This window comes from Leptospira mayottensis 200901116 (genome assembly GCF_000306675.2).
GTDB classification, from domain to species: domain Bacteria; phylum Spirochaetota; class Leptospiria; order Leptospirales; family Leptospiraceae; genus Leptospira; species Leptospira mayottensis.
Window position 1 is genome coordinate 3,003,874 of sequence record NZ_CP024871.1, and the last position, 22,529, is coordinate 3,026,402.

Annotated in this window: 21 protein-coding genes and 1 pseudogene; 7 read left to right on the forward strand and 15 right to left on the reverse strand. The window is 40.3% G+C overall.

Annotation, left to right across the window (positions count from 1 at the left end; all coding sequences use genetic code 11):
* Window positions 1–35 precede the first annotated feature (35 nt).
* The 3 genes from LEP1GSC190_RS13675 to LEP1GSC190_RS13685 all read left to right on the forward strand — a co-directional run bounded on the left by LEP1GSC190_RS13675 (window position 36) and on the right by LEP1GSC190_RS13685 (window position 4,255).
* A complete protein-coding gene (locus LEP1GSC190_RS13675; RefSeq protein ID WP_002746911.1) occupies window positions 36–734 on the forward strand; it encodes a hypothetical protein in 699 nt (232 codons plus the stop codon).
* A 127-nt stretch (window positions 735–861) separates the two neighbouring features.
* Entirely contained in the window at window positions 862–1,947 is a 1,086-nt protein-coding gene (locus LEP1GSC190_RS13680) for a metallophosphoesterase family protein (RefSeq protein ID WP_002746803.1), read from the forward strand.
* A 1-nt stretch (window position 1,948) separates the two neighbouring features.
* Entirely contained in the window at window positions 1,949–4,255 is a 2,307-nt protein-coding gene (locus tag LEP1GSC190_RS13685) for an ATP-binding protein (protein WP_002746731.1), read from the forward strand.
* 315 nt (window positions 4,256–4,570) lie between these two features.
* Here LEP1GSC190_RS13685 and rlmD read toward each other — a convergent pair whose 3' ends face one another.
* From rlmD to LEP1GSC190_RS13735, 10 genes are all read right to left on the reverse strand, one after another.
* Entirely contained in the window at window positions 4,571–5,752 is a 1,182-nt protein-coding gene (rlmD, locus tag LEP1GSC190_RS13690) for a 23S rRNA (uracil(1939)-C(5))-methyltransferase RlmD (RefSeq protein ID WP_036047861.1), read from the reverse strand.
* A 70-nt stretch (window positions 5,753–5,822) separates the two neighbouring features.
* Window positions 5,823–6,407, reverse strand: coding sequence for an ankyrin repeat domain-containing protein (locus LEP1GSC190_RS13695; protein ID WP_002746853.1), 585 nt, complete (start codon window positions 6,405–6,407; stop codon window positions 5,823–5,825).
* Between the two features lie 393 nt (window positions 6,408–6,800).
* Complete coding sequence (locus LEP1GSC190_RS13700; protein WP_002746698.1) at window positions 6,801–7,448, reverse strand: FFLEELY motif protein; 648 nt, start codon at window positions 7,446–7,448, stop codon at window positions 6,801–6,803.
* Window positions 7,449–7,502: 54 nt separating this feature from the next.
* Entirely contained in the window at window positions 7,503–8,231 is a 729-nt protein-coding gene (locus LEP1GSC190_RS13705; protein ID WP_002746842.1) for an SPOR domain-containing protein, read from the reverse strand.
* Complete coding sequence (gene coaE / locus LEP1GSC190_RS13710; RefSeq protein ID WP_036037182.1) at window positions 8,228–8,851, reverse strand: dephospho-CoA kinase; 624 nt, start codon at window positions 8,849–8,851, stop codon at window positions 8,228–8,230. Before coaE ends, LEP1GSC190_RS13705 begins: the two co-directional genes overlap by 4 nt.
* A 150-nt stretch (window positions 8,852–9,001) precedes the next feature.
* A complete protein-coding gene (locus LEP1GSC190_RS13715) occupies window positions 9,002–9,328 on the reverse strand; it encodes a DUF1292 domain-containing protein (RefSeq protein WP_002746694.1) in 327 nt (108 codons plus the stop codon).
* 2 nt (window positions 9,329–9,330) lie between these two features.
* Window positions 9,331–9,624, reverse strand: coding sequence for an HNH endonuclease (locus LEP1GSC190_RS13720; protein ID WP_002746719.1), 294 nt, complete (start codon window positions 9,622–9,624; stop codon window positions 9,331–9,333).
* Window positions 9,625–9,633: 9 nt separating this feature from the next.
* Complete coding sequence (locus LEP1GSC190_RS13725) at window positions 9,634–10,626, reverse strand: type I phosphomannose isomerase catalytic subunit (RefSeq protein WP_002746798.1); 993 nt, start codon at window positions 10,624–10,626, stop codon at window positions 9,634–9,636.
* A 5-nt stretch (window positions 10,627–10,631) separates the two neighbouring features.
* On the reverse strand, window positions 10,632–11,348 hold the full coding sequence (locus LEP1GSC190_RS13730) for a J domain-containing protein (protein WP_002746898.1): 717 nt from the start codon (window positions 11,346–11,348) through the stop codon (window positions 10,632–10,634).
* A 9-nt stretch (window positions 11,349–11,357) separates the two neighbouring features.
* Complete coding sequence (locus LEP1GSC190_RS13735; RefSeq protein ID WP_002746910.1) at window positions 11,358–12,059, reverse strand: LIC_12936 family protein; 702 nt, start codon at window positions 12,057–12,059, stop codon at window positions 11,358–11,360.
* A 116-nt stretch (window positions 12,060–12,175) separates the two neighbouring features.
* On the opposite strand from LEP1GSC190_RS13735, the gene LEP1GSC190_RS13740 reads away from it, so the two are divergent.
* The gene (locus LEP1GSC190_RS13740) at window positions 12,176–12,508 is read left to right on the forward strand and encodes an STAS domain-containing protein (protein ID WP_002746799.1); all 333 of its coding nucleotides are present in this window, start codon (window positions 12,176–12,178) and stop codon (window positions 12,506–12,508) included.
* A gap of 429 nt (window positions 12,509–12,937) precedes the next feature.
* Here LEP1GSC190_RS13740 and LEP1GSC190_RS13745 read toward each other — a convergent pair.
* From LEP1GSC190_RS13745 to LEP1GSC190_RS20825, 3 genes and pseudogenes are all read right to left on the reverse strand, one after another.
* Window positions 12,938–13,876 (reverse strand): annotated as a pseudogene (locus tag LEP1GSC190_RS13745) (IS110 family RNA-guided transposase); the annotation flags it as partial.
* A gap of 428 nt (window positions 13,877–14,304) precedes the next feature.
* Complete coding sequence (locus tag LEP1GSC190_RS13750; protein ID WP_002746920.1) at window positions 14,305–14,913, reverse strand: LIC10729 family protein; 609 nt, start codon at window positions 14,911–14,913, stop codon at window positions 14,305–14,307.
* Window positions 14,825–15,031 carry a hypothetical protein gene (locus LEP1GSC190_RS20825; protein ID WP_081586357.1) on the reverse strand — a complete coding sequence of 69 codons (207 nt, stop codon included), beginning with the start codon at window positions 15,029–15,031 and terminating at the stop codon, window positions 14,825–14,827. Before LEP1GSC190_RS20825 ends, LEP1GSC190_RS13750 begins: the two co-directional genes overlap by 89 nt.
* Between LEP1GSC190_RS20825 and LEP1GSC190_RS13760 the strand changes: the two genes are divergently transcribed.
* The 3 genes from LEP1GSC190_RS13760 (at window position 14,945) to LEP1GSC190_RS13770 (ending at window position 19,558) form a co-directional block, all read left to right on the forward strand.
* Window positions 14,945–15,901 (forward strand): bifunctional riboflavin kinase/FAD synthetase, encoded by a 957-nt coding sequence (locus LEP1GSC190_RS13760; RefSeq protein WP_002746826.1) that lies wholly within the window; start codon window positions 14,945–14,947, stop codon window positions 15,899–15,901. The genes LEP1GSC190_RS20825 and LEP1GSC190_RS13760 overlap by 87 nt on opposite strands.
* A 117-nt stretch (window positions 15,902–16,018) precedes the next feature.
* Entirely contained in the window at window positions 16,019–17,758 is a 1,740-nt protein-coding gene (locus LEP1GSC190_RS13765) for a SpoIIE family protein phosphatase (RefSeq protein WP_002746890.1), read from the forward strand.
* Between the two features lie 3 nt (window positions 17,759–17,761).
* Window positions 17,762–19,558: a SpoIIE family protein phosphatase gene (locus LEP1GSC190_RS13770; RefSeq protein WP_002746751.1), complete on the forward strand. Its 1,797-nt coding sequence runs from the start codon at window positions 17,762–17,764 to the stop codon at window positions 19,556–19,558.
* Here the strand turns inward: LEP1GSC190_RS13770 and LEP1GSC190_RS13775 are convergent.
* Both LEP1GSC190_RS13775 and fliD read right to left on the reverse strand, forming a co-directional pair.
* The gene (locus tag LEP1GSC190_RS13775) at window positions 19,555–20,511 is read right to left on the reverse strand and encodes a hypothetical protein (RefSeq protein ID WP_002746734.1); all 957 of its coding nucleotides are present in this window, start codon (window positions 20,509–20,511) and stop codon (window positions 19,555–19,557) included. The genes LEP1GSC190_RS13770 and LEP1GSC190_RS13775 overlap by 4 nt on opposite strands.
* Before the next feature lie 18 nt (window positions 20,512–20,529).
* Window positions 20,530–22,449, reverse strand: coding sequence for a flagellar filament capping protein FliD (gene fliD, locus LEP1GSC190_RS13780; protein WP_002746855.1), 1,920 nt, complete (start codon window positions 22,447–22,449; stop codon window positions 20,530–20,532).
* Window positions 22,450–22,529 lie beyond the last annotated feature (80 nt).

Sequence of the window (22,529 nt, forward strand, 5' to 3'; positions counted from 1 at the left end):
AAATCCGTTTGAGACAAAGGGCTCAGGCGGCAATCATGAACCGAAATCGAAACATCATCCACGTAGGTCTCAGCGATCTATTTTTACCGATCTTAGTTCGATCCAAATCCGAGGTCCTTCAGTTCCAATCCAACCTGGAAGAATTAGGAATCGAAATCACAGGAACCAATTACGGACCAAACCAAAACATTCTCACAAGACAACTTTCTCAATCGGTTCTGACAATCCAGCTCATCAACGCTGGCCCCAATATCACACAACTTCTCATCATTTCCGAAAATCCGGACGGTTCTTTGGAATCCATCGAAGAAGATTTTGAAAGAGTGCTCGAAGCATTCGACAAAGTTTGGTTGATTCAGGGAAAAAACGCGGTAAAAAGCGACCTTACCGTTCGTCTCTTAGTGGACTCTTCCACAGAACACGCATTCGGCGAAATTTGGGAAAAAAGACTTCGTCAGAATAGAGACAGTCTACAACAACTCGGAAGACCCATTTTAGGCGGGGGACTCAGATTCGTCCTCCCTCCCCTGGATCCTCAAAACCCGGAAGATCACGGAATCGAAATTAAAATCGAGTCCTTCTTTCCGGATCCTCGCAAAGTTTTTATAGAAGCGATTTTTCTTTGGGGTACTCCGCGTATGATCTCCGAAAAATGGAACGCTTCCGATCGTATCCAAAAAGTAATTCAGTACTCGGAGCAGCACCTGATTCCTTTTTTAGACCAAACTTACTAGATATCAGTATCCAACAAAATACGCCGTTCTTCGGCTTAGCGATACGAAGAAAAAATCTTCAAAGATATCCGAATCTCTTAAATATTGTCCGGGGATACCGGTAAACTCTGACGGTAGGAATTACATTATGATTCGATTTTTACACACAGCAGACCTACACCTAAGTCAAAAGGAAAAAGATTATTCTCTCTCTGTCCTAAAAGAAATTGTTTCCAGCGCAAATGCAGAAGAATGTACACATATACTTTTCTGCGGAGATCTTTTTGACCGTAACTCGGATATAGCGGCACTCAAAGTGGAAGTGAAAGAGATCCTAACAGCGTTTCCAGGAAAAATTTTCTTTATCCCTGGAAATCACGAAGAACTAGGCATTCCTGAAGGAACCTATCCGATCTCGGTCGATCTTTCCCCGATGTTGTATCCGCAAAAAACAGACAACTTTAAACTTTGGATCGAGGAAATAGACGGCGTCGAAGCTGAATTTTTCGGTTTTCCGTTCCACAGAACTTTAGATTATTCGAATATTCAATTCAATGAAAAAAAGGTTCACTATCGGATCGCCCTTTTACACGGAACCGATACGAAATTGGTGGAATACCTAGGTCCATCCCCGGAAGAAGCGGATTCTATCTTGGACTCGAAACCGTTTTCGGATGCGAAGTTCGACTATCTTGCGCTCGGCCACATCCATCGAGAACGTTCCGAAAAATCCGGCCTTCTTCTCAAAGCCTATCCAGGTTCTCCAAGAGTTGTTTCCTCAGGAGAATTCGGACCTCGCACAGTTAACATCGTAACTCTCGGAAAAAACGGAACTCCGATTCTTCAAAAAAGAATCATCACCTGCGCCGGAGAATTCAAAGAATTTTCCGTTTCGGCCAATCTTTCCGGAGAAATTCCCGAACTTTCCAACATACATACTCTCGTATCTAAACAAGATTCCGTTCGAATCAATGTTTCCGGAATCGTGGAAGATGAACATATCGTATCGGAAATTCTAGACAATTTCTCCAAGTCTCTCGTTTGCAGAAAATTAGAATTCAAAACCGGCGATCTCAAAACCTCTTCGGTTTTAATCGACAATCCTGTCGCTAAACTATTTTACGATAAATTAATGTTCAAAAAGAGAAATTGGAATACTCAGGACGTTCCCGATTGGAACGAAATTTTGGTTTTAGGTCTCGAACAAATCGAAGAACATTCGGGGAAAAATTAAAATGATTTCGGGAATTCAATTGAGCAAATTCGGCAAATTCGTTCAGAAAGAATTTAATCTTTCGAACACCGTCACCGTTTTTTTCGGCAAAAACGAATCCGGAAAAACCACGATCTTCGACGCACTCCGACTCGCAATCGGTAGCAAGTTTCTTACTGCAAATCAAGAACCAAAAAAAAGTATTCTTTCTCGTTACGGTGAAAAAAGTTTAGAGAGTTATAATATTCTAGGCAACGTTCCCGATCTTTCCAAGGAAACGGCGCCTCAGTATGTCCACTGCGTTTCTCTCAGAGAAGGTGAATTAGAATTCGCGTTTAACAACGACAAGTTCATCAAACCCGATTTTCTCCGAAGCAAACTTCTTAACAGCGGAATCGACTTGGATGGAATTGCAAGTTCGCTTAAAAAGATCCATTCTCCGAAAACGGGAAGTAAGGACTCGAATCTTTTCGAAACCTTAAAAAAAGAAATTTCGGATCTTAAATCGAAAAGAACCGAATTGATTTTCGAAATCGAAAACCTACATTCCAGAAACAAAAACAACGCCGAAAAAGAGGAAAAACATCTCAGAGACCGAAACAGAGAATTCGAAATCAAAGACAAACTCGCTCAAATCGAAAAAGATTCCGAGTTAGATTCTAAAATCCAAAAAAAGATCAAACTTTTGGAATCTCTTTTCGAAATTCAAAGACTAAAATCCATTCAAGAATTCATCAAGAAAAACTTTCTTTACGCAAAGGACGAATCCTCCTCTTTCGAAAACCTTCAAAAAGAAATCGAAAAATCCCGGAACGCCCTCTACTCTTCCGAGACATTGCTCAAAGATAAAGAAAATGCAATCAACTCCAAAAAGAAACATCTAGACGAGCAACAAAATCTGCTCCCAACCCTTCAAAAAATGAAACAAAAGGCGGAGGAATGGTGCGAAAAAATCGATAATACTCTTCGAGAAGACGGTTTTACCGAAGAGATTCGAACGAATCATTCCAATTCTTCCAGTAAAATTCTAGGAATTATTTTAATCGGACTCGGTTTTTTAGGGCTTGTCGGCGCATTTTTACTTTCCGAATTTTCGCCTATTGCACGTTCAAGTGCAGCCTTGATTTCCGCAAGCCTGATCGTTCTTGGCTTTTTTCTATTCGTGCAAAAAAAGGAATCCGTCAATTTCAGATATAGTTCCGAAAAGGAAAAAAACTTCGTTCTCAAAATCTCCGGTCTATGGAACTTAACATTTCCGGAATATTCTATTCCCTTTATAGAAAAAATCGATCATCTAAGACAGTTTTTTCTAAAACAAATCCAAAATTTCGATTTAGAATCACGCCAGACCGATATCTTGGAAAAAGAAATCCGTACATTGTCAAGGGAGCTCGACACGATTCGTTCGACCTTAAGACTCGAATCCGAGAAGTCCGCAGAACTTCAATCCAAAATAAATTCCTGGCTGAACGATAGAAAAGTAGCTACCATCCAAGACTATCACAAACAAGTCGCGGAACTCCAAGCCCAATCCAAAAATTTTTCCGAAGGTCTTAAAAAAATTCTCACAGATCACTCCGCCAAAAGTTTGGAAGATCTAGAAATTCGGCAAAAAGCTATGATCGCGACTATGGATGACGTTCCGACCCAATTTCCGAATGATCCGCAAAGACCATTCAGAGATTCGAAAAAAAAGGAACTCGAAAAAGAGCTTCAATCCCTGGAAACCAATTTAAAAGAATTGAATACCGCAATTCAAGTAGAAGAGGCTCGGATTCAGGATTCTCTTCCCGAAAAGGAAAAAGATCTGATTCGTACGATCCAAACCCTTTCCGAAAAAGAATTATATTTTTCTAATATTATTTCCAAACGTAGATCCGCAATATTCGCCCAGGAACTCATCGAAGAAATCTCCAAGGATCAATCGGCTCAGTTCTCGTTTATATCTTCCGAAATCGGCAAAGAAATCAACCTTATGCTTCCGAAACGAGAAATTTCTTTCGAATCCATCGACAAAAAAGAATCGATCAAGATGAAGGACCAATCCGGAGAATTCAGGCCCATTGATCATCTCTCGGGCGGAACATTAGCAACTTTCTATCTGATTTTCAAGCTCTTCTTGGCTCGTAAGACCGTTCCGAAGTACGGAATCCTTTTGTTAGACGAGCCTTTTGTTCATCTAGATATAGAAAGAATCGATTCCGCCCTTTCATACCTCAAAACCTTTCAGGAAGAAACTAGGTATCAAATCTGTTTCTTTACAAAACAGGAAGAACTGGCGGAAATCGTTCTTAAGATTTTTCAAAATTCGATAAAGATCCCTTTGTAAAATCGATTCGATCCGAAGTTGTCTAACGAAATTCGGGAACAAATATTCGATTCCCGTCAGATTTCCTCTCTATTTTTTAAGAATAAAGTGAGATAACGAAAACACGGCAGCTTTATCGCAAATAACGTAAGTTCAGTTTTAGAAAATTAAAAAACTTTCTAAAAGAAATATTATATTTTTTTAATTCGAAATGGATCTGAGATAATATAAGTCTCCACATTTTCTTAAAAACTTGTAAATCGTTTGAGATATTTTTTGAGGTTTTAAAGCGAGTTCTTTAGGTAGAATTACGTTATATAACCGATCCGCAAGAAATCATCTCGTAAAAACCGAAACACTTTCCAGATGACTCGTATGCGGGAACAAATCCACCGGAGTCATCTTCGTATATTTGAAAACTTTAGTAAGTATAAGCGCATCCCTTAGTAGAGTCTCTGGATTGCAAGAAACGTAAAGAATCTTATGTATTTTAGAACTTAATAATATCTTTTTCGTCTCAGGGTCGAGTCCTTCTCTCGGAGGATCCAAAATAACTACATCTGTTTTTTCGTTCAAAGCCGCCTGTAAAGAATGTAAAACCTTTCCCTTGATAAAGGCGGCGTTTACGATTCCGTTCGCCTTTGCGGCTCCAATTGCGGAACGGATCGAATTCGGATTCTCTTCCAGTCCGATCACTTTTTTGGATTTGGATGCGACATATAAGGAGATCGTTCCGATCCCACAATAGGCATCCACTACGTTCGAATCGCTCGGAAGTTCCTCCAAAACGAGATCGTAAAGATTTTCAATCTGAAACGGATTCACTTGAAAGAACGTGGAAAGTCCGATCTGAAAATCAAGATCACCGATCTTTTCTTTTACAAAATGCCTTCCGTACCAAGTCGTTTCTTTTTCGCCCAAAACGACCTTAGTATTTCTCTGATTTACATTTTGCAGTATTCCCACGATCTCAGCTTTCGACTTCTCATTATATAAGAATTGCTGAATGTAAGAATGTAATCTGTCGGCAAGCTTTTTTCTTCCAGGAACTTCGGTCGCATTCGTCACGATTCCTACTAATATCTCCTGGGATGCGTTCGCCTTTCTGAGTACGATATGTCTCAAAAGTCCGCTTCCATTTTTCTCATTATAGGGAATGACATTTTCGGTACGCGCCCAATGTCGGATCGCAGCGGCCACGGTAGTTAAGTCGGCATCTTGAATTCTACATTCTTTTTGATCAATGATGTATGTATTCTCTTTGTTATGAAGTCCTAAAGTGAGAACTGATTTTTTCCCGATCTTACGATGTCCGAACGGAAGTTGAACCTTATGACGATACTTTTGCTCCTTCGGACTTTTTACAATCGGTCGGATTTCAAGTCCTTGGAAATCTACAAACCGTTTTTCGATCCTTTCCTGCTTGTGTTGAAGTTGTTTTTCGTAACCGATATGCAATTGATCACAACCGGCGCATTCCGGATAATGTTGACAGGACTGACTCATGGGAGGTTTCATTCTACTTTCTTCCACTTTCAGGCTTTCGTCTCTTCCCGGCTTGTCAATTGAATTCGCCTCTTAAAGCGGATCACATCAGATAGGTTTTTCCGTGTTTGTCCTTAATCGTCGGATCGGCTCCATACTTTAAAAGAAGTTCGACAAACTCAGACATTCCGTGAGAAGATTTCGCAAGATTGATACAAGTAACTCCGTCCAAATCCCGCACATTCGGATCGGCTCCCTTTTCCAGAAGAAACCGCAAAGATTCCAGTTTTCCTTCGTTCACACAGTAATGTAAAGGGCCCATTCCCTTCTTGTCCCTTTGATCCAGATCGGCACCACCTTCGATCAAAGTAGATATCATCGCCGAAGAACAATCTTCCAAAATAGAATGAATGAGCGGAGTCAAGCCCGTCTTTTCATCGGGAAGATTCGGATCGGCAAGGTATTCAATAAGAATACGAACAATCTCCAATTGATCGTATCTCACCGCGAGAGAAAGAGGAGTCATACCGTGAGAACGATTTAGATTCAATCTGTCTTGCAAATAAGAACGAACCCTTTCGACATTTCCATTTTGAACAGCTCTAAAAAAAAGAAAACGTTTCCAAAAAGGAGCTAATCCGGTTTTTACGGAAAGATTTTCTATTTGAGATTTCTTCTCTTCCTTCATCTTCTGCGCCCTCCGGTCGTTCGACTTTTAAAATTCCTCACCAGAAAAAATCGTACCCGACTCAAATTCTAAAAGCCTAACTTTTAAACAAATTTGTTCCTTATCCCCGACGCGTAAGGTAGATCTCAAGTCCCAAAAACCTTACAATAAATCGATACAATTATAACGATTCAGCGTCAAAAGTCCATTCGATAACGAATCCCTCTTTCATTGAATTGAATATTCTAATAATTTAAAATTCTACGAAATAAAACCTTGCCAGCGCCTTCGATCTCCGTAAGGCCATTGAAGTAATCGTATAAATTTCGTTTTTTAATTTCGGATTTCTCTATTCGGAGTCCATTCGAATATTCGAAAGATATCGACTCGCCACATTATAGGTATAAATAATTTTTAATTGACAGATTCTACAACCGAATTGCCTTTTTCCAAAGTTGCAATCAGACGAATCTCTCTATCTAAAAACGCATCAATAAAAGGATCAAGGTCCTTAATTTTACTCGATAACTCGTAACCCGCTTCCATCGTTCTCATAAGAGAAGTAGCCCCCACCATGGACGCGGCCACCTTAATCGGAGCCAGTACGAGTTTGATCATAGGAAGTTTGGAAAGGGAAAAAAAGAATCTAAGCGTATTGCCTACCATTTGGATTTGGGTTCTTCTTTCGTTAAAACGATTCGCCTCACCCATCGCAGCATAAAGGTTATTTCTGGAGATTTGACCATCTTCCATAAGATTATTTTCGATCACGACCTTGGCAGTGTCGTAGTCTAAAGAGTCCGTTAGACGATTCAGAAGAATAATCTGATGAATGCTTTCGGTCATGGACTTACCCGCGACCGTTTTTAGCTTCTCATAAAGATTTTCTAAAGCGTTATCTCTTTCTTCTTTGTTCGCGGGAGCATATAAATTAAATTCGAAAAAATCCGGAATCCCATCATATCCTTTAATAACGAGAAGGTCCGAATAAGTTGTGCGAAGCCTTTCAATAGTCGCACGAACTACCGCTTTACGTGTTAGTTCTAACACCTGTTGATCCATTCTTAATTCAGGGAACAGATTTCGTAAGCCACATAACTTATGTCAATATAAAAATCAATCCTTGACTACGATGGCTCCGGATCTTAATTTTACAGGTAATAGCTTTACAAAACTTTCTGCTTCTTTTTTAGAAGAGGCAAATCCGAATCGCACCGTATAATATCCATTCCTGGATTTTTTGACGATTGCTTTCGTGTTTTTCTCTTTTCCAGAAATTGATTTTTTCAATCCATCCGCCTTTTCTTTTTCCTTAAAAGCCGCAACTTGAAGTGAAAAGCCGCCCGATTCGACTGAAGACTTGGAGGAAATCCGTTTCGATTTTTTTTCCTCGCTTCGTTTCGTCTTTTTGGAATCACTCGGTTCTTTCGCGGAAAGAGTTTCAAGCGTAGTTCTATTTTCCTTTTCGACATTAGTCGAAATTACTCCCGGCTTTTTAAACTCCACAACTTCGGTAGCAGGTGGAATATTTTTAAAGGTCACAGATTCTTGGGAATTCGCGTTTGAAGGAGAATTAACATTCGCCTCGGGGATTTCGGCGGACGCAACCACATTGTTGCCTTCGGAGGGAATTTGACCAGGTTCCGAAAAAGGTATCGAATCCTGAATTTTCTGATTTTTGAATTCGTTTAATGTTAAGGATTCTTCGTTGGAATCGCCCGCACGTTTTTTACCGACCGAAACTCCTAAGAAAAAGAAAGAGAAGAGTAGTCCGATTAAAAACGTAGAGAGAATTAGGATTCTCTTATTATCTAGATTGATTACATAAAAAATTTTTTCTTTCATAATATTTTTTCCAATAGAGTGGAATAAAGATTTTTACATTCTTCCTTGAGAGCTTCCAAGTTTCCTTTGTTTCTAATGATATAATCGGCTCTTTTCAGTTTTTCCGTAATAGGAAGTTGATTCGAGATTCTCGCCAAGACGTCTTCTTTTTTAAGCCCATCTCTCGAAATCGTCCTCAAAATCGATTCTTCTGGATTGGAGTCTACGGCCACAGTCGCTTTGCAAAGCGTATAGGCGTCGGTCTCGAACAAAAGGGGAACTTCCCAAAACACAATTTTCCCTCGGGCCTGGGTTTTCAAAATTCTTTGAAAATCCTCACGAACCCTGGGATGAATCAAACGATTGAGCCTCGCAAGTTTTTCGGCGTCGTTGAAAACGATATCGGAAATTTTTTTTCGATCCGGCTTTCCTTCCGAGTCCAAAATTCCTTTCCCTAAAAGTTCCACTAGCTCCGGAAGAATAGGAGAGTCTGTTTCCGTATAACGTTTCGCTAAATGATCAGCACTGATCCCAAAACCTCCCAATTCTTCCAAAATCCTTACGACAGTACTTTTGCCTCCTCCGATCATCCCAGTAATCCCAACCAAAAAGGCCTCTTTACCGGAGTCGGAACTCTGCATACGTTGAAGATAGAACACAGGGACAAAAGTACAAGCAAAAAAGAAACTTCTCGTCGTAAGTTTCCAATCAAGAATTTTAACCTAAAAATGCGGTCCGTATTTACAGCCTCACAAAGTTATGATTATGACAGCTTCAGATCCAGAATGCGATCAAACAATATCCGCATCAAGCTCGGAGAGAATATCTTCGAGTTCTCTTTTATCCCGAACCTCTATCAGAAGATCTTCTCCGTATTCATCCGTTTCGAGCCGAACGGCAAAATAACCCGAGTTATCTTCTCCTTTTAAAAAACTTACGTCTAAATTGATCAAACTCAGGTCCTCTTCCAGAATCGGAGTCAAAAGGAGATATTGATTTTCACCGATCTCCAAAGCTTCCACGACGATAAAAGAATGAGGACTTCCATCCTCGTCCAAAAGTTGAACGGTTTCCCGAGTTTGTTCCTCGTGTCCTTCGTCTTGAAAAAGATCGTTCATCTTCAGCTTTCTTCCTTTTTGGAATCGAATTCAAACGGAAGTTTATTCTTTTTAGAGAAATTACATTTTTTGCATGCAGGTACAAGATTGGCCTTGATAGACTTTCCTCCTTTTGCAAGAGGAATCAGATGATCCATTGTAAGCTCTTCGGGAGGAAATTTTTTTCCGCAATAGTGGCAGATCCCGGTTCCTTTTTTCTTTTTCCACCAGGGAGTTTTACGAAGATCCTTTGCGATTTTTCTTTGTTTTGCGAGTTCTTCCTCACTGATCCATAGTATCGGTTCTTCCGAGTCCATTCAAAAATTCTAATCTTTGTAAATCGCCCAGTCCGAACCCGGACCGAAGATGGAAAGTTTCGTTAGATCGCTTGTATTGGTCGCAAAAATTCCTTCTTTCAAACCAGACGCGGTCAGGAATAAAGTATCACCTTGAGAAAGTGTTTCCCCCTCCACATCGATCCTTCCCCGTAGAACGGCCAAAATCTGAAATACGGATTCCTCGTAAACATCTGGAATTCGAAATATTTTTCCGTTTCCGGTAACCTCCAAAGTTTCCATCAAAAACTTATCGTTTGCCGTTAGACGAAACCTTTCGCCTTCATCCCAGAATTTAGGCGAAGGTTTCATCACAACTTCCTCGAAACGTCCCGAATAATCCAAAACGTCAAGGGCTTTATCGAGATGAAGTTCTCTCGGCCTTCCGTAATCGTAGACTCTGTAAGTGGAATCCGAAGATTGTTGTACTTCCATTAAAAGAATTCCCGCACCGATTGCATGGATTTTTCCCGGATTTAAAAGAAAAGAATCACCTTCCTTCACTGAAATTTGTCTTAAGATCTCCTCGGCACGATTTTGTTCCACGAGGATTTCGAATTCCTCCCTGCTTGTTGCATTAGAAAAATCGCATATAAGTTTAGCACCGGGTTCCGCTTGTAGAACAATCCAGGCTTCCTTTTTTCCCGCACTTTGCGGATCGTATTTTTCTGCGTACAAATCGTCCGGATGCACTTGAACGGAAAGTTTTTCCTTTGCATCTATGATCTTGATCAAAAGCGGGAAAGATTTCCCCCGAAACGGCTTTCCCAAAATCGAATCCGTGTTTTTCCGATATGCGGTCCGAAAGTCTTTTCCAACGAGAGGGCCGTTACTAATCACGGATACGTCGTTTCCATAATCCGAAATTTCCCAGGATTCTCCGATGTTCCCTCCTGGGATTTTTCTTCCCGAAAAATTCCCGAGTTTTCTACCGCCCCAAATCCTTTCCTTATAAATCGGATGAAAACGGATCACCTTCTGCATAAAGCCTATTTTTTCACTCCTTCTAGGAGTTCAATTTTTACTTTGAGACGATTCTTTTTAAAATGGACGAATCCTTCGGGTTTCAGTTTAGCAAGATCCAACTCGTAGACCTTTCCGGGAAGCAGTTTACCGGCTTCCGCTTCTAAGTTGAGATTTCGAAAACTTTTATATGTACCTTTTCCGCCGCAGGAATCGCAAAATACGTTAGAGCCTCTGCAATCCGGACAAAGAACACGCACTACCAAAGGAATTTTCGCAGAAAGAGGAAAGTTTAATTCTTCAGGAGTTAAGAGAATTTTAATATCGTAATATATTCCGGAATACTTCCTTCTATCTCGGTTTCTCATTCCCGCCCGAAGTAACCCTTTTTTAGCCAATTCCACCGCTTGCCCTGCGTATAAAATTCTAGTATTCGGTATCCGTTTGATTTTTGTCGGGTCGTTTCCCCCTTCCAGAGAAGATTTAAACCGAAAGAGAATCTCGGGATGCCTGGAAAGATACCAAAGATCGTATTCTTTTCTTCGAATCGGATGTGTGAGGATCTGGTAAGAGTGAGCGAATTTTTGAAAGAGATCGGAAGATCCAGTTTCTCGGTTGTCTGGATGGAAAATCTTGGCCAACTCTCGATAACGTGACTTTACTCTTTCAATAGATGCGAGCGGAGAAAGGCCCAGATTTTTATAATGATCCGGGAAGTCGGCTTTAGATCCCGAATCATTCATAGAAAAATTTTAATCCTTGGGAAGGTTCTCCTGATAAGGCCCGCCGTTTTCCACTGCTTTGAGCGTGGTTTCCACATCTTCCGCGTCAGTTCTAATGTTTCCTTCCACATACTTATCGATTCGACGGATGATTTCCAGTAGATTGGTTCTATAAATTCGAACGAGTTTTACCCTTTGTGCAGGCTCTCGAATCGTAGCTACGTTATAAACCGTTTCTTTCGTACCTGCATCCGTTTTTTTTCTCACGACCAATTCGATGGATTCTGGTCCTTCGTTCTTGATCTTTTCGTTTTTCAGAATACTGATCTCTTCATATTGAGGACGCATTTTGGAAATTAATGATTTTCTACTCCAAAACACGATTGATTCCAATTTCAAGGGAGAATTTTCCGTGCTCGCCCCCGAAATTTTCAATACGAATCTGAGATCTAGCATATAACGATTTCTACTTTGAGGAATCTGATCTTCGTACGCGGGAATAAATTGACTATAAAGATTATTTTGTATTTTATTTTTTTTGTTTAGAAAGGCGAGACGACCTTCTATTCTCTTGTGAAACTCCGCAATATCTTTTCCTAATACTTCCAGGTCCTTAATTTGTCCCCGTTCGTAGGGTAGGATTTTCATTTTACCATCCGGTTCGAACTCTTGGCCCAAAATACCGGCAAAGGCAGAAATTAAAATCAGGAAATAAAATAATTTTTCTTTCATTGTAGATTTTCCCAGAAGCCGTCCTTTATTAGTTTCGGAGGTTCTTGGATTTTCCCCATAATTTTATCAAAAATAGATTGAACTTATCGTCAAATCCTGAGAAAAGGGAAGGCGATATGGAAATCAATCACAGAAAGTCGGGAGAAACAAACATCGTGAGTCTTTCAGGCAGTCTCGACATCTATACCTCAATTGATCTCAAAACATTCTTCGAAAGTAGCATCAACAAAGATAACAAAAACGTAGTCGTAAATCTTGAAAAGCTTAATTACATTGATTCATCCGGAATCGGAATGTTAATCAAACAATTGAACTACGTGCAAGATCTTAACGGATCTTTTTTTATCGCAAACATGAAACCGGCGATCGAAAAAGTCTTTAAAGTCGCCGGTTTAACTTCTTACTTCAAGACCATGAGCCCCACCGAATTCAGTTCCAATTATCCTTAACAAGAGTCTTTGAAGAAAAAACCTCTGGTAGCTAAGATTTCAAGAACACGTTCTTTTCCGATATGTTTTAGTGATCAAAGTATCGAACCCATTTCCATAGAAAACTTGGTTAGATAACAAGATCTATCAAAGAGTGATCCGAAAAACGCGCCAAAAGCGGGCACTATATCACAAATAAGCATTTATAATGTAAAAAAACGGAATACAGTTCCGTGTTTATTAGAGAAGTCTAAATTTATGTTCAAACGACGTAAACAAAGTTAAAAACCTTCAAACAACTGTAACCTCGCTTCCTGCAGAATGAGGCATCTATTTCAATGATCGTTCTCGGAAGTCAGTGAAACACTTTCTATGGATTACGTTGATTTCAAAACTCCGTTATTGAGCCACTCACTACGCTACGCTGTTCGTTGCATGAAACGCTTTCTCCTATATTTCTTGTGTCAAGCCCTTCCGCAATTTTATTACATGACCATATTGAACTAATTTTTGATTCAATACAAATTCAGACATAGAATCGAAAGCTCTCCCGTTTTAATCATTGTATAAAGAATTTCGATCATTTTGCGAGAAGTCGCTATGATTGATTTTTTAGGACCTTTTTTTAGATAGAGCCTTTGATAGAATGTTTTAATTCTACCTCCAGTTGAGAATGAACAAGACTCGACTCCAGGCGGCTTGAACAATTAGCCTTCGAATCGAAGGCTGACAATTCTGCCGTAATAAACGGAATCTCCAGAAATATCAACCCCTTGACACCAAGCCTACATAGTGATACGTTTGTTTGGCGGAAGAAAATCTTTTACAATCTCCCATATAACTCATGACCGCCAAAGAAGTGAACAAGCCAATTCCTGACATCGAAAAGATCGTTCGAGCATAAGCCTTGTTTTTCTTTAAGGCTTCTTTAATTTCTTCTTCTATTAGTTTTAGATTTTGTTCCATTAAATTTAAAACTTTTAAAATTCTTTCTGCTTCTTTTTTGTATCGTTCAAGAAGTAAATTTATGCAAGATTCTCTTGGGAATTTTGTTCGTAAATGTTTCTTTGTAATTTGAGTCACACCAGCCTGAGTAAATAAACTGTGAAGCCGATTCTTGTTTTGTGTTAGTTGTTTTACACAATTCTACTGTTCGGTGCATAGTTTTCTTTTGTCCTTTTTTTCATCGGAAGGAATCGGAACGACCGGCAATTCGTCTATCGGAAAACGTTGTATGAGTCTTGTGATCTTGAGCGAGTCTTCTTTATCCGTCTTTTTTAAGGATTGGTAAATTGTAGCAAGGTCTCCCGGATTCAATACGATCACTTGAATTTCTTTATGAACTTTTAATATCGTTTTTACGATTCTAAAAGATTGAGATTTAGATTCATCTATGGATCGGGTTCTTACCCCAAGAGAGCGATCCATGGGGAAACTCTGCAACCTTCAGTTCAGAAGGCGGACTTACAAGTTGAGAGGAATTTTGAAATAGTAAGAATCCAAAACACATATTTTTTCAAGTGTTCCGACAAGAACGAGGCTTTTTACTTGCAAAAAGTATGATTTTTTGATAGAGAAAAATCACCGGAGTCTTCCCGCCACCTCTCCTCCTCCACCCAAACGCGGGTGGGGCACGCACGTTTCACAGAGGATTGTCGGAAGAGATCCAAGTAATTGTGAGAAATAGAGAGCGTTATACTTCGAGTTCAGGAGCGAGATGTCTTAACCTCTTCAAACGACTGGCAGAGCGATCAATCTGCCACCGGCCTTCTTAACTCCGTCGATTCAAGAATAGCACTTTTCGAACTGTCTTATATCTAAGAATAGGGGGCGCTCGATATATATAAAACATCCCAGATTCCCCAAAAGCGACCAATCTCTCCCGCATTCGGAAGAAGTCTAAAATCCATTCTGCCTTCAATCAATTCTCCAGGATCCACACGAAACCGTACCGGAAACTGGGAAGAATACGTATTACTTCCTGGAAACCGTACCGTCGTTTTTAAAACTCCATTCATATACACTTTCAATTCCCTTGGTTTTATACCCCTAGGTCTTTCAGTATACGTAAAGTGCGTTAGATCCAATTGAACATAAAGTGACTCGTTTCTAAAAGGATCTGCAGTCAGATAAAAACGAAGTCCCTCCTCCGGAATCATCCTGCAAAGTCCGTCTTGAAGCCTGTCGGTTCCCGCACCCGGCGCCCAATCTGGTCGATCTCTTTCTAGTTGCATTCCATTGTGAATCGCCCAAGTGGAAAGCTCGTCGTAAGTTCTAAAATCCTCAGCATGGAGAGGCTCCCCACTCTCACCCTGATGATTAAAGTTGATGAATTTTTTAAATTTCGGATTTTCTTTCGATTGGAGAAATTCCGTATTGGTAAAAGTAAAACAGAAAAAAACGAGTATTAATCGGTGCCAAACCATCTACTCTAGTATCGACAGGAACGGGAAGAATTTGATCACAATCTCTACAATTGAACAAGCCGGAAAAATAATTCATTCTCCCTGCGTCGTTACCTTGGGAAACTTTGACGGAATCCATCTGGGACATCAAGCCCTCTTAGATCGGGTTTTGCAGGTTTCTCAAAAAACCGGACTCGCTTCCTGCGTTGTTACCTACGATCCAAATCCTGCTATTGTACTCGGAAAAAAACCCGAAATGAAAAATCTCATGACTCTTGCCGACAAAGAAAAATGGATCCGCCAAAAAGGAATCGATTTTTTAGCCGTACTTTCGTTTAACAAAGAATTGGCGGAAATGAGCGCGGAATCGTTTTTAGAGGAAATTCTCCTCAAACAATTAAAAGCCAGAAACATCATCATTGGTTTCAATCATTGTTTCGGAAAAGAAAGAAGAGGCAATTACGAACTCCTGAAAAAATATGCAAAAAATCTAAAGTACTCGGTAGAAAAAATGGATCCGGTATTTTTAAAAGAGATCAAACTTTCCAGTTCGTATGTGAGAAGGCTGCTCTCCGAAGGCAACGTAAAAGAAGCAGCATGTTGTCTGAATCGCTTCTATTCCGTTTCTGGAATTGTGGTCGGAGGACACAAACGAGGAAGAAAAATCGGATTTCCGACTGCAAACGTCCAACCGAACGCAGAAATCCTCCTTCCCGGCATCGGAGTTTACGCTGGATTTACCACCGTGGCAGGAATCGAATATTCCTCCATGATTAACATCGGCCGCAATCCCACCTTCGGAGAGAACGCGGTAACTTTGGAATCCAACATATTCGACTTTCAAAAAAATATTTACGATGAAGAGATAAAAATCGCGTTCGCGGAAAAAATTCGAAACGAGATTAAATTTTCTAGCGTCGAAAGCCTGACCGTTCAACTCAAACAAGACGAGATTTCCGCAAGAAACATCCTTAAAACAACAATCAAAGAAAAATCATCCCGTCCTTAAGTATAAATAGAACCCTAAAAAAGACTTAGAAATCTAAAATAGAAATTTTATAGTTTCAAATTCATTGTCAAAATCCATTCTTTATCCCAAGCGCGGTTTTCAAATTCGTTCTTTCGCATGAATTATTATCTCTTTTTTCCCATGACGGCTTTCATTGCAAACACGATGTTCATCGCATTTGTATATGCAAGACGTACAAGCAACCCGATCATCCGCTCTTATTTACTTTATACGATCGTTTTAGATGCTTGGCTTTTCACGTACGCATTCGGTTGGTCCTTTCCTCCGACACCTTGGATGACTTGGGCTTTTAAAATTCTCTCGATCACTTGGCTTCCTCTTGGCGCGCTTTATTTGGAATTTGTTTTTACTTTTCTAAACAGAAAACCTGGAATTTTTCTTTGGCTTTTTAGGATCGGAACTCCGATTTCGTATCTAATCATTCTTTCCACAGACTGGGTCATTCAGGGAAGCATTCATTATTATTGGGGTAATGAAGGCGAGCCCGGTCCTTTGTATTTTTTCATCATTTTCAACTTTGTCGCGCTTCCCGCCCTCATCGGTTTGGGAGTTTTAACCAAATCCTTTTTCGTTTCGGGAAAAGATCAAAAAAAACAAACCGGATTGGCTATCCTAGGTTCCATGTTTGCGATATTCCTGAGTTTTTATTCCGAAATCATTCAAGTGGACGACCAAGGAAGAATGTTATCCATGCCTTTGACTCCAATCGGAATTTTGATCCAGTCTTTTCTGATTTTTACAGCAATTACGAGATACGGATTTTTAAGAATCAACGTAGAGGGACTCGCAGCGGATTTGTTTCGAGACATTCACGACGGAATGATTTTGGTCAAACAAGATCGATCTCTTTTTTTTATGAACGAATCAGCAATTGGAATATTAGGAATTTCGAATAATACCCCTTCCTACTTTTATCCTTCCGATTTTTTAAAAGGATATCGAGAAAGTCCGGATTATCTTTCCAAAGAGTACGAACCCATTTTCAATGTCAATTGTAGAGGAGTTGAGCTCACAAGATCGCACATAGAATTGACGGGAAAAGAAAACGGATACCTTTATATTCTGAGAGATATCAGTGAAAAAATAGAATCCAGAGAAAAAATAGAGCGTTTTTATTCCGATTTTAACAAAGACTTGGAAATAGCAAAAATCGCGCAAACTTCCGCGATTTCCACAATATTTCCGGAAAGTTCAAAATATAAATTCTATTCCCACTTTCAACCGTTCGAACTAGTAGGCGGAGATTTTTTGCGGGCCATAGAACGTTCCGACGGAAAACTAGACGTTCTTTTTGCGGATGTCTCGGGACACGGAATTTCTTCCGCCATGGTTACTGGAATGTTGTCCATCTCCTTCCAGTTGGTCATAGAAACAAATCAAACTCCGAAAGAAGCTCTGGAAAAAATCCAAACCTTACTTTTAAATGCGGTATTAAACCACCATGTTTCCGCAATTTATTTCTCATTCGACCCAAACACAAATATATTAGAATACTCTTATGCAGGTCATCATCCGATTTTGATTTTTAGGGACGGTGAAATCATTCCTCTAAGAGGCGCAGGTAGAATTCTGTTGATTACCCCGGAAACGGAATTGAACAATTATACTTTCCAACTTAAAAAAGGAGATATTTTATTCCTTTATTCGGATTGTCTTTTCGAAGTGAGAAATCCTGAAGGAGAAATACTCGGGTACGAAAATTTCATGCTGAAAATGCACGAAATTTCGGTTTATACTCCCGTCAACATTCTCAAAACCTGCATAGGCCAAGCCCTGGCCTTCGGTAATGGAAAACTCACGGATGATTTGACGATTTTGATTTTGGAGATCCTTTAAAGAATGAATCCATACATTCTGATTCCTTTTTCGACTTTAATCATAAACGGGTTTTTGTTCGCCTATGTAAGCGCACTTAAAGGAAAATCCGAAACGGTTACTCTCTATCAAAGATACTCTTTTTTACTTTTTCTCTGGCACGTTTCTCTCATCCTCTATTGGTCCTTCTTGCCAGACAACTGGCCGACAATCGTCTTCAAAGCGTCTTCTTTTTCTTGGATCTTTATCGGTCTTTTATTTTTTGAATTCGCGGTTCGATTTACAAATTCTTCTTATCGATTTACGATCTACTTCTTCAGAGGCTTTTGCCTCGTTTCATTTTTGTTAACGATCAGCACAGATTTGGTGGTAGCAGGAACGATTCGCGCTTATTGGGGAGATATGATCCTCACTGGTCCTTTGTATCTTCCCATTAGCAACTTTGTAAGTGTAATCCCTACGTTAGTCGGCTGTTTCATTCTAATTCGAAACGGATTTCGCTCTTCCAATCCGCTTTTAAAACAACAATCCAGACTTGTCGCCTATGGAACGATTCTTACATTTCTGTTCAGTTTCACAACAACTCTTCTCCCGAGATATTGGAACCCTTCCCTTACATTTCCTCCATTAAGTGGCAGCGCCACGCTCATACAATCGATCTGCATTTTTATAGCGATCCATAAATACGGATTTATGGATTTAAAGTTGGAACGTATCGCGCTACGACTTTATTCTGAAATCAGGGAAGGACTGATTCTTCTTTCTTCCAAAGGAACCCTTCTTTTCAGCAATTTATCCGCGAGAAAAATGTTGCATCTTCCCGACAATGTAAATCTCGGATCGAATTTCGATCTAAAAGATTATCTGGAAGATTTCCCTTCCGACTCCTTTTTTGAAAGAAAAGAATTCGTCAATTTAAGCGTAAAAACAGAAGATCTTTCCCAGGATTCTCCAGGAGAATTTTTGCAAATTATAGAAAACAAATATCTGGAAGTTTCCTCCTCTCCGATTTCTCTTTCCGGAAAAAATCGAGACAAGGTCTATATACTCAGAGACATTACCGAAAAGAAAAATGCGCTTGATAAGATTAGAAGATTATTATATAGATTAGACTTGGATCTGGATTTTGCAAGAGACATCCAGCAAATGATTACCACTCGGGACTTCCCGGATTCACTAGATTATAAAATCTATTCTCACTTTCAACCTTACGTTAAAGTGGGCGGAGATATTTTGAAGGTGATCAAAGAAAAGGATGAAAGCTTGCACATTCTTTTCGGAGACGTTTCCGGACATGGTATTTCCGCGGCGATGGTAGCGGCGATGATTTCGATAGCGTTCAACGCGGCTACGGGAAGAAGTAGATCTACGGACAAGAATCTTCTTTTTATACATGAGCTTTTAAAAGACACGATCACTCTCCACTCCCTTTCCTCCGTATATATGAGATATATCTCTTACAAAAGAAAATTAGAATATAGTTATGGAGGGCACCACGCGGGTTTGTTGATTAGAAATGGAATCTGTAACCCTATCGAAGGTTCGGGAGAAATTCTTTTTGCAACGTTGTCCCCGAAAATCCAAAGATACGAACTTGACTTGATAAAAGGCGACAGGATTCTTTTCTATTCGGATGGTTTGTTCGAAGTAAAAAATAGCGAAGGGAACGTTTTAGGAAAAGATCATTTCTTAGAAGCAGTCAGTTCCCTGATTGTAGAAGACACAAATTCCATGATCCGCTCGATCCTCTCCTACTCCGGTTCCTACGGAGAGGGAGAAGTATCTGACGACATAACGATTTTTTGTTTGGAAATTCTTTAAGAAATTTTTTCCCGAATCAGCTTCAAAAAAGGGAGAAATTCGTCTAACGTTCCCGGCAATTCGTATTCGATCGAATCTCCGGCACGAATGATATCTTTTTCTTCCAAAGCGACAGCGATCGCCGCGAGAATCTCGTTCAACTCTCCCGTTTTTTCCTCAAAACCTATTCCGTCGATTTCAATCTCGGAGAAATCCAGATCCGGTTTTTTCAACTTCAAAGTGATAAACGAAGTCAGAAGAACGTTGATCTGAGTGACGGATTGGGTCAACAACTCCGTCGCTACCTCGTCTTTTCCGGATTGATAAGCTTCGTTTACCTTTACAAAAGCTTCTTTGAGTCCGCCTATGTTATCGATAAACGTATTCAAAATTTCTTTTAGAGTGGGAAGATCTAATTCAAGCACTTGAGTTCGGGAAACCAGATCCATAATAAAAAGTTTCAGATCTCTCAGATGTTCCAAGAAAACTTCAATGGCTTCCATGTTATCAAGATTTCCGCAGTTGGAAGAAATTTCGGACATAATTTGAGAAACGGTATTGCCTGTCCCCATCGGTTTAATCTGATCGAGTTTAAGGCGCAATAAGGCTGAAGCGGAATTCAGGACGTTTCCAATCCATTTGATCCCGTCCGAAAGTTCGCTCGATTCTTTTTCGGTAAGGGAGTCTCTTCCGAATAACGTAGAACCTACTTTGTCCACGTAAAGATCCAATTCGGTCAGAGTGGAAACGAGAAAGTCCATCTCCTCACCCACGAAAAATTCCATTTTAGTCGCTGATTCGATTCCTTGATCGTTCATGCTGGATGCTTGAAATTCCACTCCGTCGACCGTACAACCAAGAACATACTTCCCTTTTGACTCGACCCATTTGTTGATCTCGCCAAAAACTTCGCCCAACTTTTTTTCGTTTTCCAGAGAACTATCTAACAGATGTTCGTTGATGTAAATTTCCATTTCACTCTCCTGTTTGGATCACTCGTTTTTGGCGCCTTTGAGATTATTATTCAAATAGGCCCCGACCGCTTTGTTTTTACCGACTCCTTGTTCCATATAAAGAAATTTGGACTTCAGTTTTTTCTCGTAACTCACGAGATGATTTTCGTATTCCTTAATCTTCTTGTTGTTATCGGTGACTTGTTCTTCGAGCATCTTCATCTTCCCGGTTACAAGTCCGCCCGTATCCTGAGTATAAGGTTTTATGTGTTCGAGAAGATCAACGGCAACTCCCGTATCCATTCTCGCATCGGAGTTAGTATCAATCGCAAAAAGATTCCGCACGGAATCCGGATTTTCCGCAATTTTAGACCGGAGTTTTTCTTCGTCCAAAATCAGGAACCCGTCCTGAATATTGGCCCATTTGCTCCCGACGTTTCCGGTGCTGATTCCGATGTCGCTTAACATTCTTACAGCGTTTTCCCCGCTTATGGGATAAGAAGAACTCGCGACGGTTTTCATTCCGGCGATCAAACGAAGCACGGTATGTTCTCCTGATAAAAGACCGGATTTAGATTTTCCTTCCCAAAAGCTCTGACCGATTTCACCGGAGTCCTCTTTTCCGTCCTTGATCTGCGCGTTTTTATCCACCGCGGTCGCTTCCTTTCCGAATTTCAAAACGGTGTTGTATGCGGCGACAAATTCCTTGAGCATCTCAACACCTTTGTCCGAATCCGTTTTGATGTCAATGCTCGCTGGTGCTTCGGTTTTTTTGAGAAGGTTCAAAGAAACTCCGTCCAAAACATCCGTAAGTCCTTCGTTTTTGGGACGATTGACCTCGATCCCGTCGATCAGAAACACCGCGTCTTTCGCTTCGGCGATTTCCTTTGCCGGTTTGGCTCCTTTGAATTCTCCCGGAATCACTACATGAAAAGAATCTAATATTACGGTTTTATCGCTCGAATTTACAAAAAGAATCTTATGCGCCTTTTGACCGGAAGGGAAGGACTTTAGATTGAGGACGATTTTTCCTTCCTGTTTAGAAGCCGTCTCGAAAATCATTTTCTCCTTATTGTTTTCTTTATAAAGAATTCCTAATTCTAGTTTGTCTTCCGGCGCGAACTCGGTGGAGGTTACAAGTTCTACCCTCGCGTTCTTTTTCAACTCCGTGGTGGGAATTCCGAACTGAAACGAACCCACGCTCGTGATCTCTATCCACTTCTTGTCGTTTTCTTCCTTGTAAATCGGCTTTGCATCCGTTGCGATTCCGTATTTCTCCGGTTGAAAAACGGAGGTTTGATCCGCTTCTGGAAAAAAGTTCAACACCTTAGGAGGATCCGCCGGTTCGGTCGCACCCACGAGATTGGCTGTTTGTAAAATTCCGCTCGTATCTTCGAATTTCAGTTTCTGCTCTTTGCCCGATAGCCCCGCAGTTAACGTAAGAACGTAATTATCGCCGTCCACTTTGACAAGCCCGGTATTCACAAGACCCGCGGCGGAAATTTTAATGGAAGAAGCCAAATCTCGAATCGTTCCTCCGGAAAATTCGATTTCCTTCTCGGAATCTCCCGAAAAGATTTTGAACTTACCTGCAGGAATCTGTTTGTTCGCGTCCGTCTTTTCTCCGGAGATCTGATGATAAGTTGCAAGTTCCTTAATTTCGATTTTACGTTTACCGGCGCTCGCAGAACGAGAAGCATCCCCACTAACGACACCTTCCGGTTCGGAGACGATATTCTTCATCGCAAAAGGAGCGGTAAAAGATATGAGCGCTCTTGTTTTATTCTGCAAGTCGGTCGTAACTACTTTGAGGTCGTTCCACGCTTTTACTTGAGCTTTGTTAAACGAATTCTGTTGCTCAAGCCGACGGATCGGCTTTGCTTCCAGTTCCACCAATTTTTTTACGATCAAATTTGTATCTTGACCGGAGCTAAGTCCTGGAATCGTAAATGCGGGCATCTTATCCTCCTACATTCTTAATCGGTCGAATCAAAAAAAAAATAAGAGAAAATGAAAAAATCCGAAGGTAGAAAAACAGA

What these genes read in the sequence shown, in the direction of transcription:
- LEP1GSC190_RS13675 (WP_002746911.1), top strand. Translation starts at nt 36, where the DNA reads ATGAACCGAAATCGAAACATCATCCACGTAGGTCTCAGCGATCTATTT.
- LEP1GSC190_RS13680 (WP_002746803.1), top strand. Translation starts at nt 862, where the DNA reads ATGATTCGATTTTTACACACAGCAGACCTACACCTAAGTCAAAAGGAA.
- LEP1GSC190_RS13685 (WP_002746731.1), top strand. Translation starts at nt 1,949, where the DNA reads ATGATTTCGGGAATTCAATTGAGCAAATTCGGCAAATTCGTTCAGAAA.
- rlmD (WP_036047861.1), bottom strand. Translation starts at nt 5,752, where the DNA reads ATGAAACCTCCCATGAGTCAGTCCTGTCAACATTATCCGGAATGCGCC.
- LEP1GSC190_RS13695 (WP_002746853.1), bottom strand. Translation starts at nt 6,407, where the DNA reads ATGAAGGAAGAGAAGAAATCTCAAATAGAAAATCTTTCCGTAAAAACC.
- LEP1GSC190_RS13700 (WP_002746698.1), bottom strand. Translation starts at nt 7,448, where the DNA reads ATGGATCAACAGGTGTTAGAACTAACACGTAAAGCGGTAGTTCGTGCG.
- LEP1GSC190_RS13705 (WP_002746842.1), bottom strand. Translation starts at nt 8,231, where the DNA reads ATGAAAGAAAAAATTTTTTATGTAATCAATCTAGATAATAAGAGAATC.
- coaE (WP_036037182.1), bottom strand. Translation starts at nt 8,851, where the DNA reads ATGCAGAGTTCCGACTCCGGTAAAGAGGCCTTTTTGGTTGGGATTACT.
- LEP1GSC190_RS13715 (WP_002746694.1), bottom strand. Translation starts at nt 9,328, where the DNA reads ATGAACGATCTTTTTCAAGACGAAGGACACGAGGAACAAACTCGGGAA.
- LEP1GSC190_RS13720 (WP_002746719.1), bottom strand. Translation starts at nt 9,624, where the DNA reads ATGGACTCGGAAGAACCGATACTATGGATCAGTGAGGAAGAACTCGCA.
- LEP1GSC190_RS13725 (WP_002746798.1), bottom strand. Translation starts at nt 10,626, where the DNA reads ATGCAGAAGGTGATCCGTTTTCATCCGATTTATAAGGAAAGGATTTGG.
- LEP1GSC190_RS13730 (WP_002746898.1), bottom strand. Translation starts at nt 11,348, where the DNA reads ATGAATGATTCGGGATCTAAAGCCGACTTCCCGGATCATTATAAAAAT.
- LEP1GSC190_RS13735 (WP_002746910.1), bottom strand. Translation starts at nt 12,059, where the DNA reads ATGAAAGAAAAATTATTTTATTTCCTGATTTTAATTTCTGCCTTTGCC.
- LEP1GSC190_RS13740 (WP_002746799.1), top strand. Translation starts at nt 12,176, where the DNA reads ATGGAAATCAATCACAGAAAGTCGGGAGAAACAAACATCGTGAGTCTT.
- LEP1GSC190_RS13750 (WP_002746920.1), bottom strand. Translation starts at nt 14,913, where the DNA reads ATGGTTTGGCACCGATTAATACTCGTTTTTTTCTGTTTTACTTTTACC.
- LEP1GSC190_RS20825 (WP_081586357.1), bottom strand. Translation starts at nt 15,031, where the DNA reads ATGGATTCCGTCAAAGTTTCCCAAGGTAACGACGCAGGGAGAATGAAT.
- LEP1GSC190_RS13765 (WP_002746890.1), top strand. Translation starts at nt 16,019, where the DNA reads ATGAATTATTATCTCTTTTTTCCCATGACGGCTTTCATTGCAAACACG.
- LEP1GSC190_RS13770 (WP_002746751.1), top strand. Translation starts at nt 17,762, where the DNA reads ATGAATCCATACATTCTGATTCCTTTTTCGACTTTAATCATAAACGGG.
- LEP1GSC190_RS13775 (WP_002746734.1), bottom strand. Translation starts at nt 20,511, where the DNA reads ATGGAAATTTACATCAACGAACATCTGTTAGATAGTTCTCTGGAAAAC.
- fliD (WP_002746855.1), bottom strand. Translation starts at nt 22,449, where the DNA reads ATGCCCGCATTTACGATTCCAGGACTTAGCTCCGGTCAAGATACAAAT.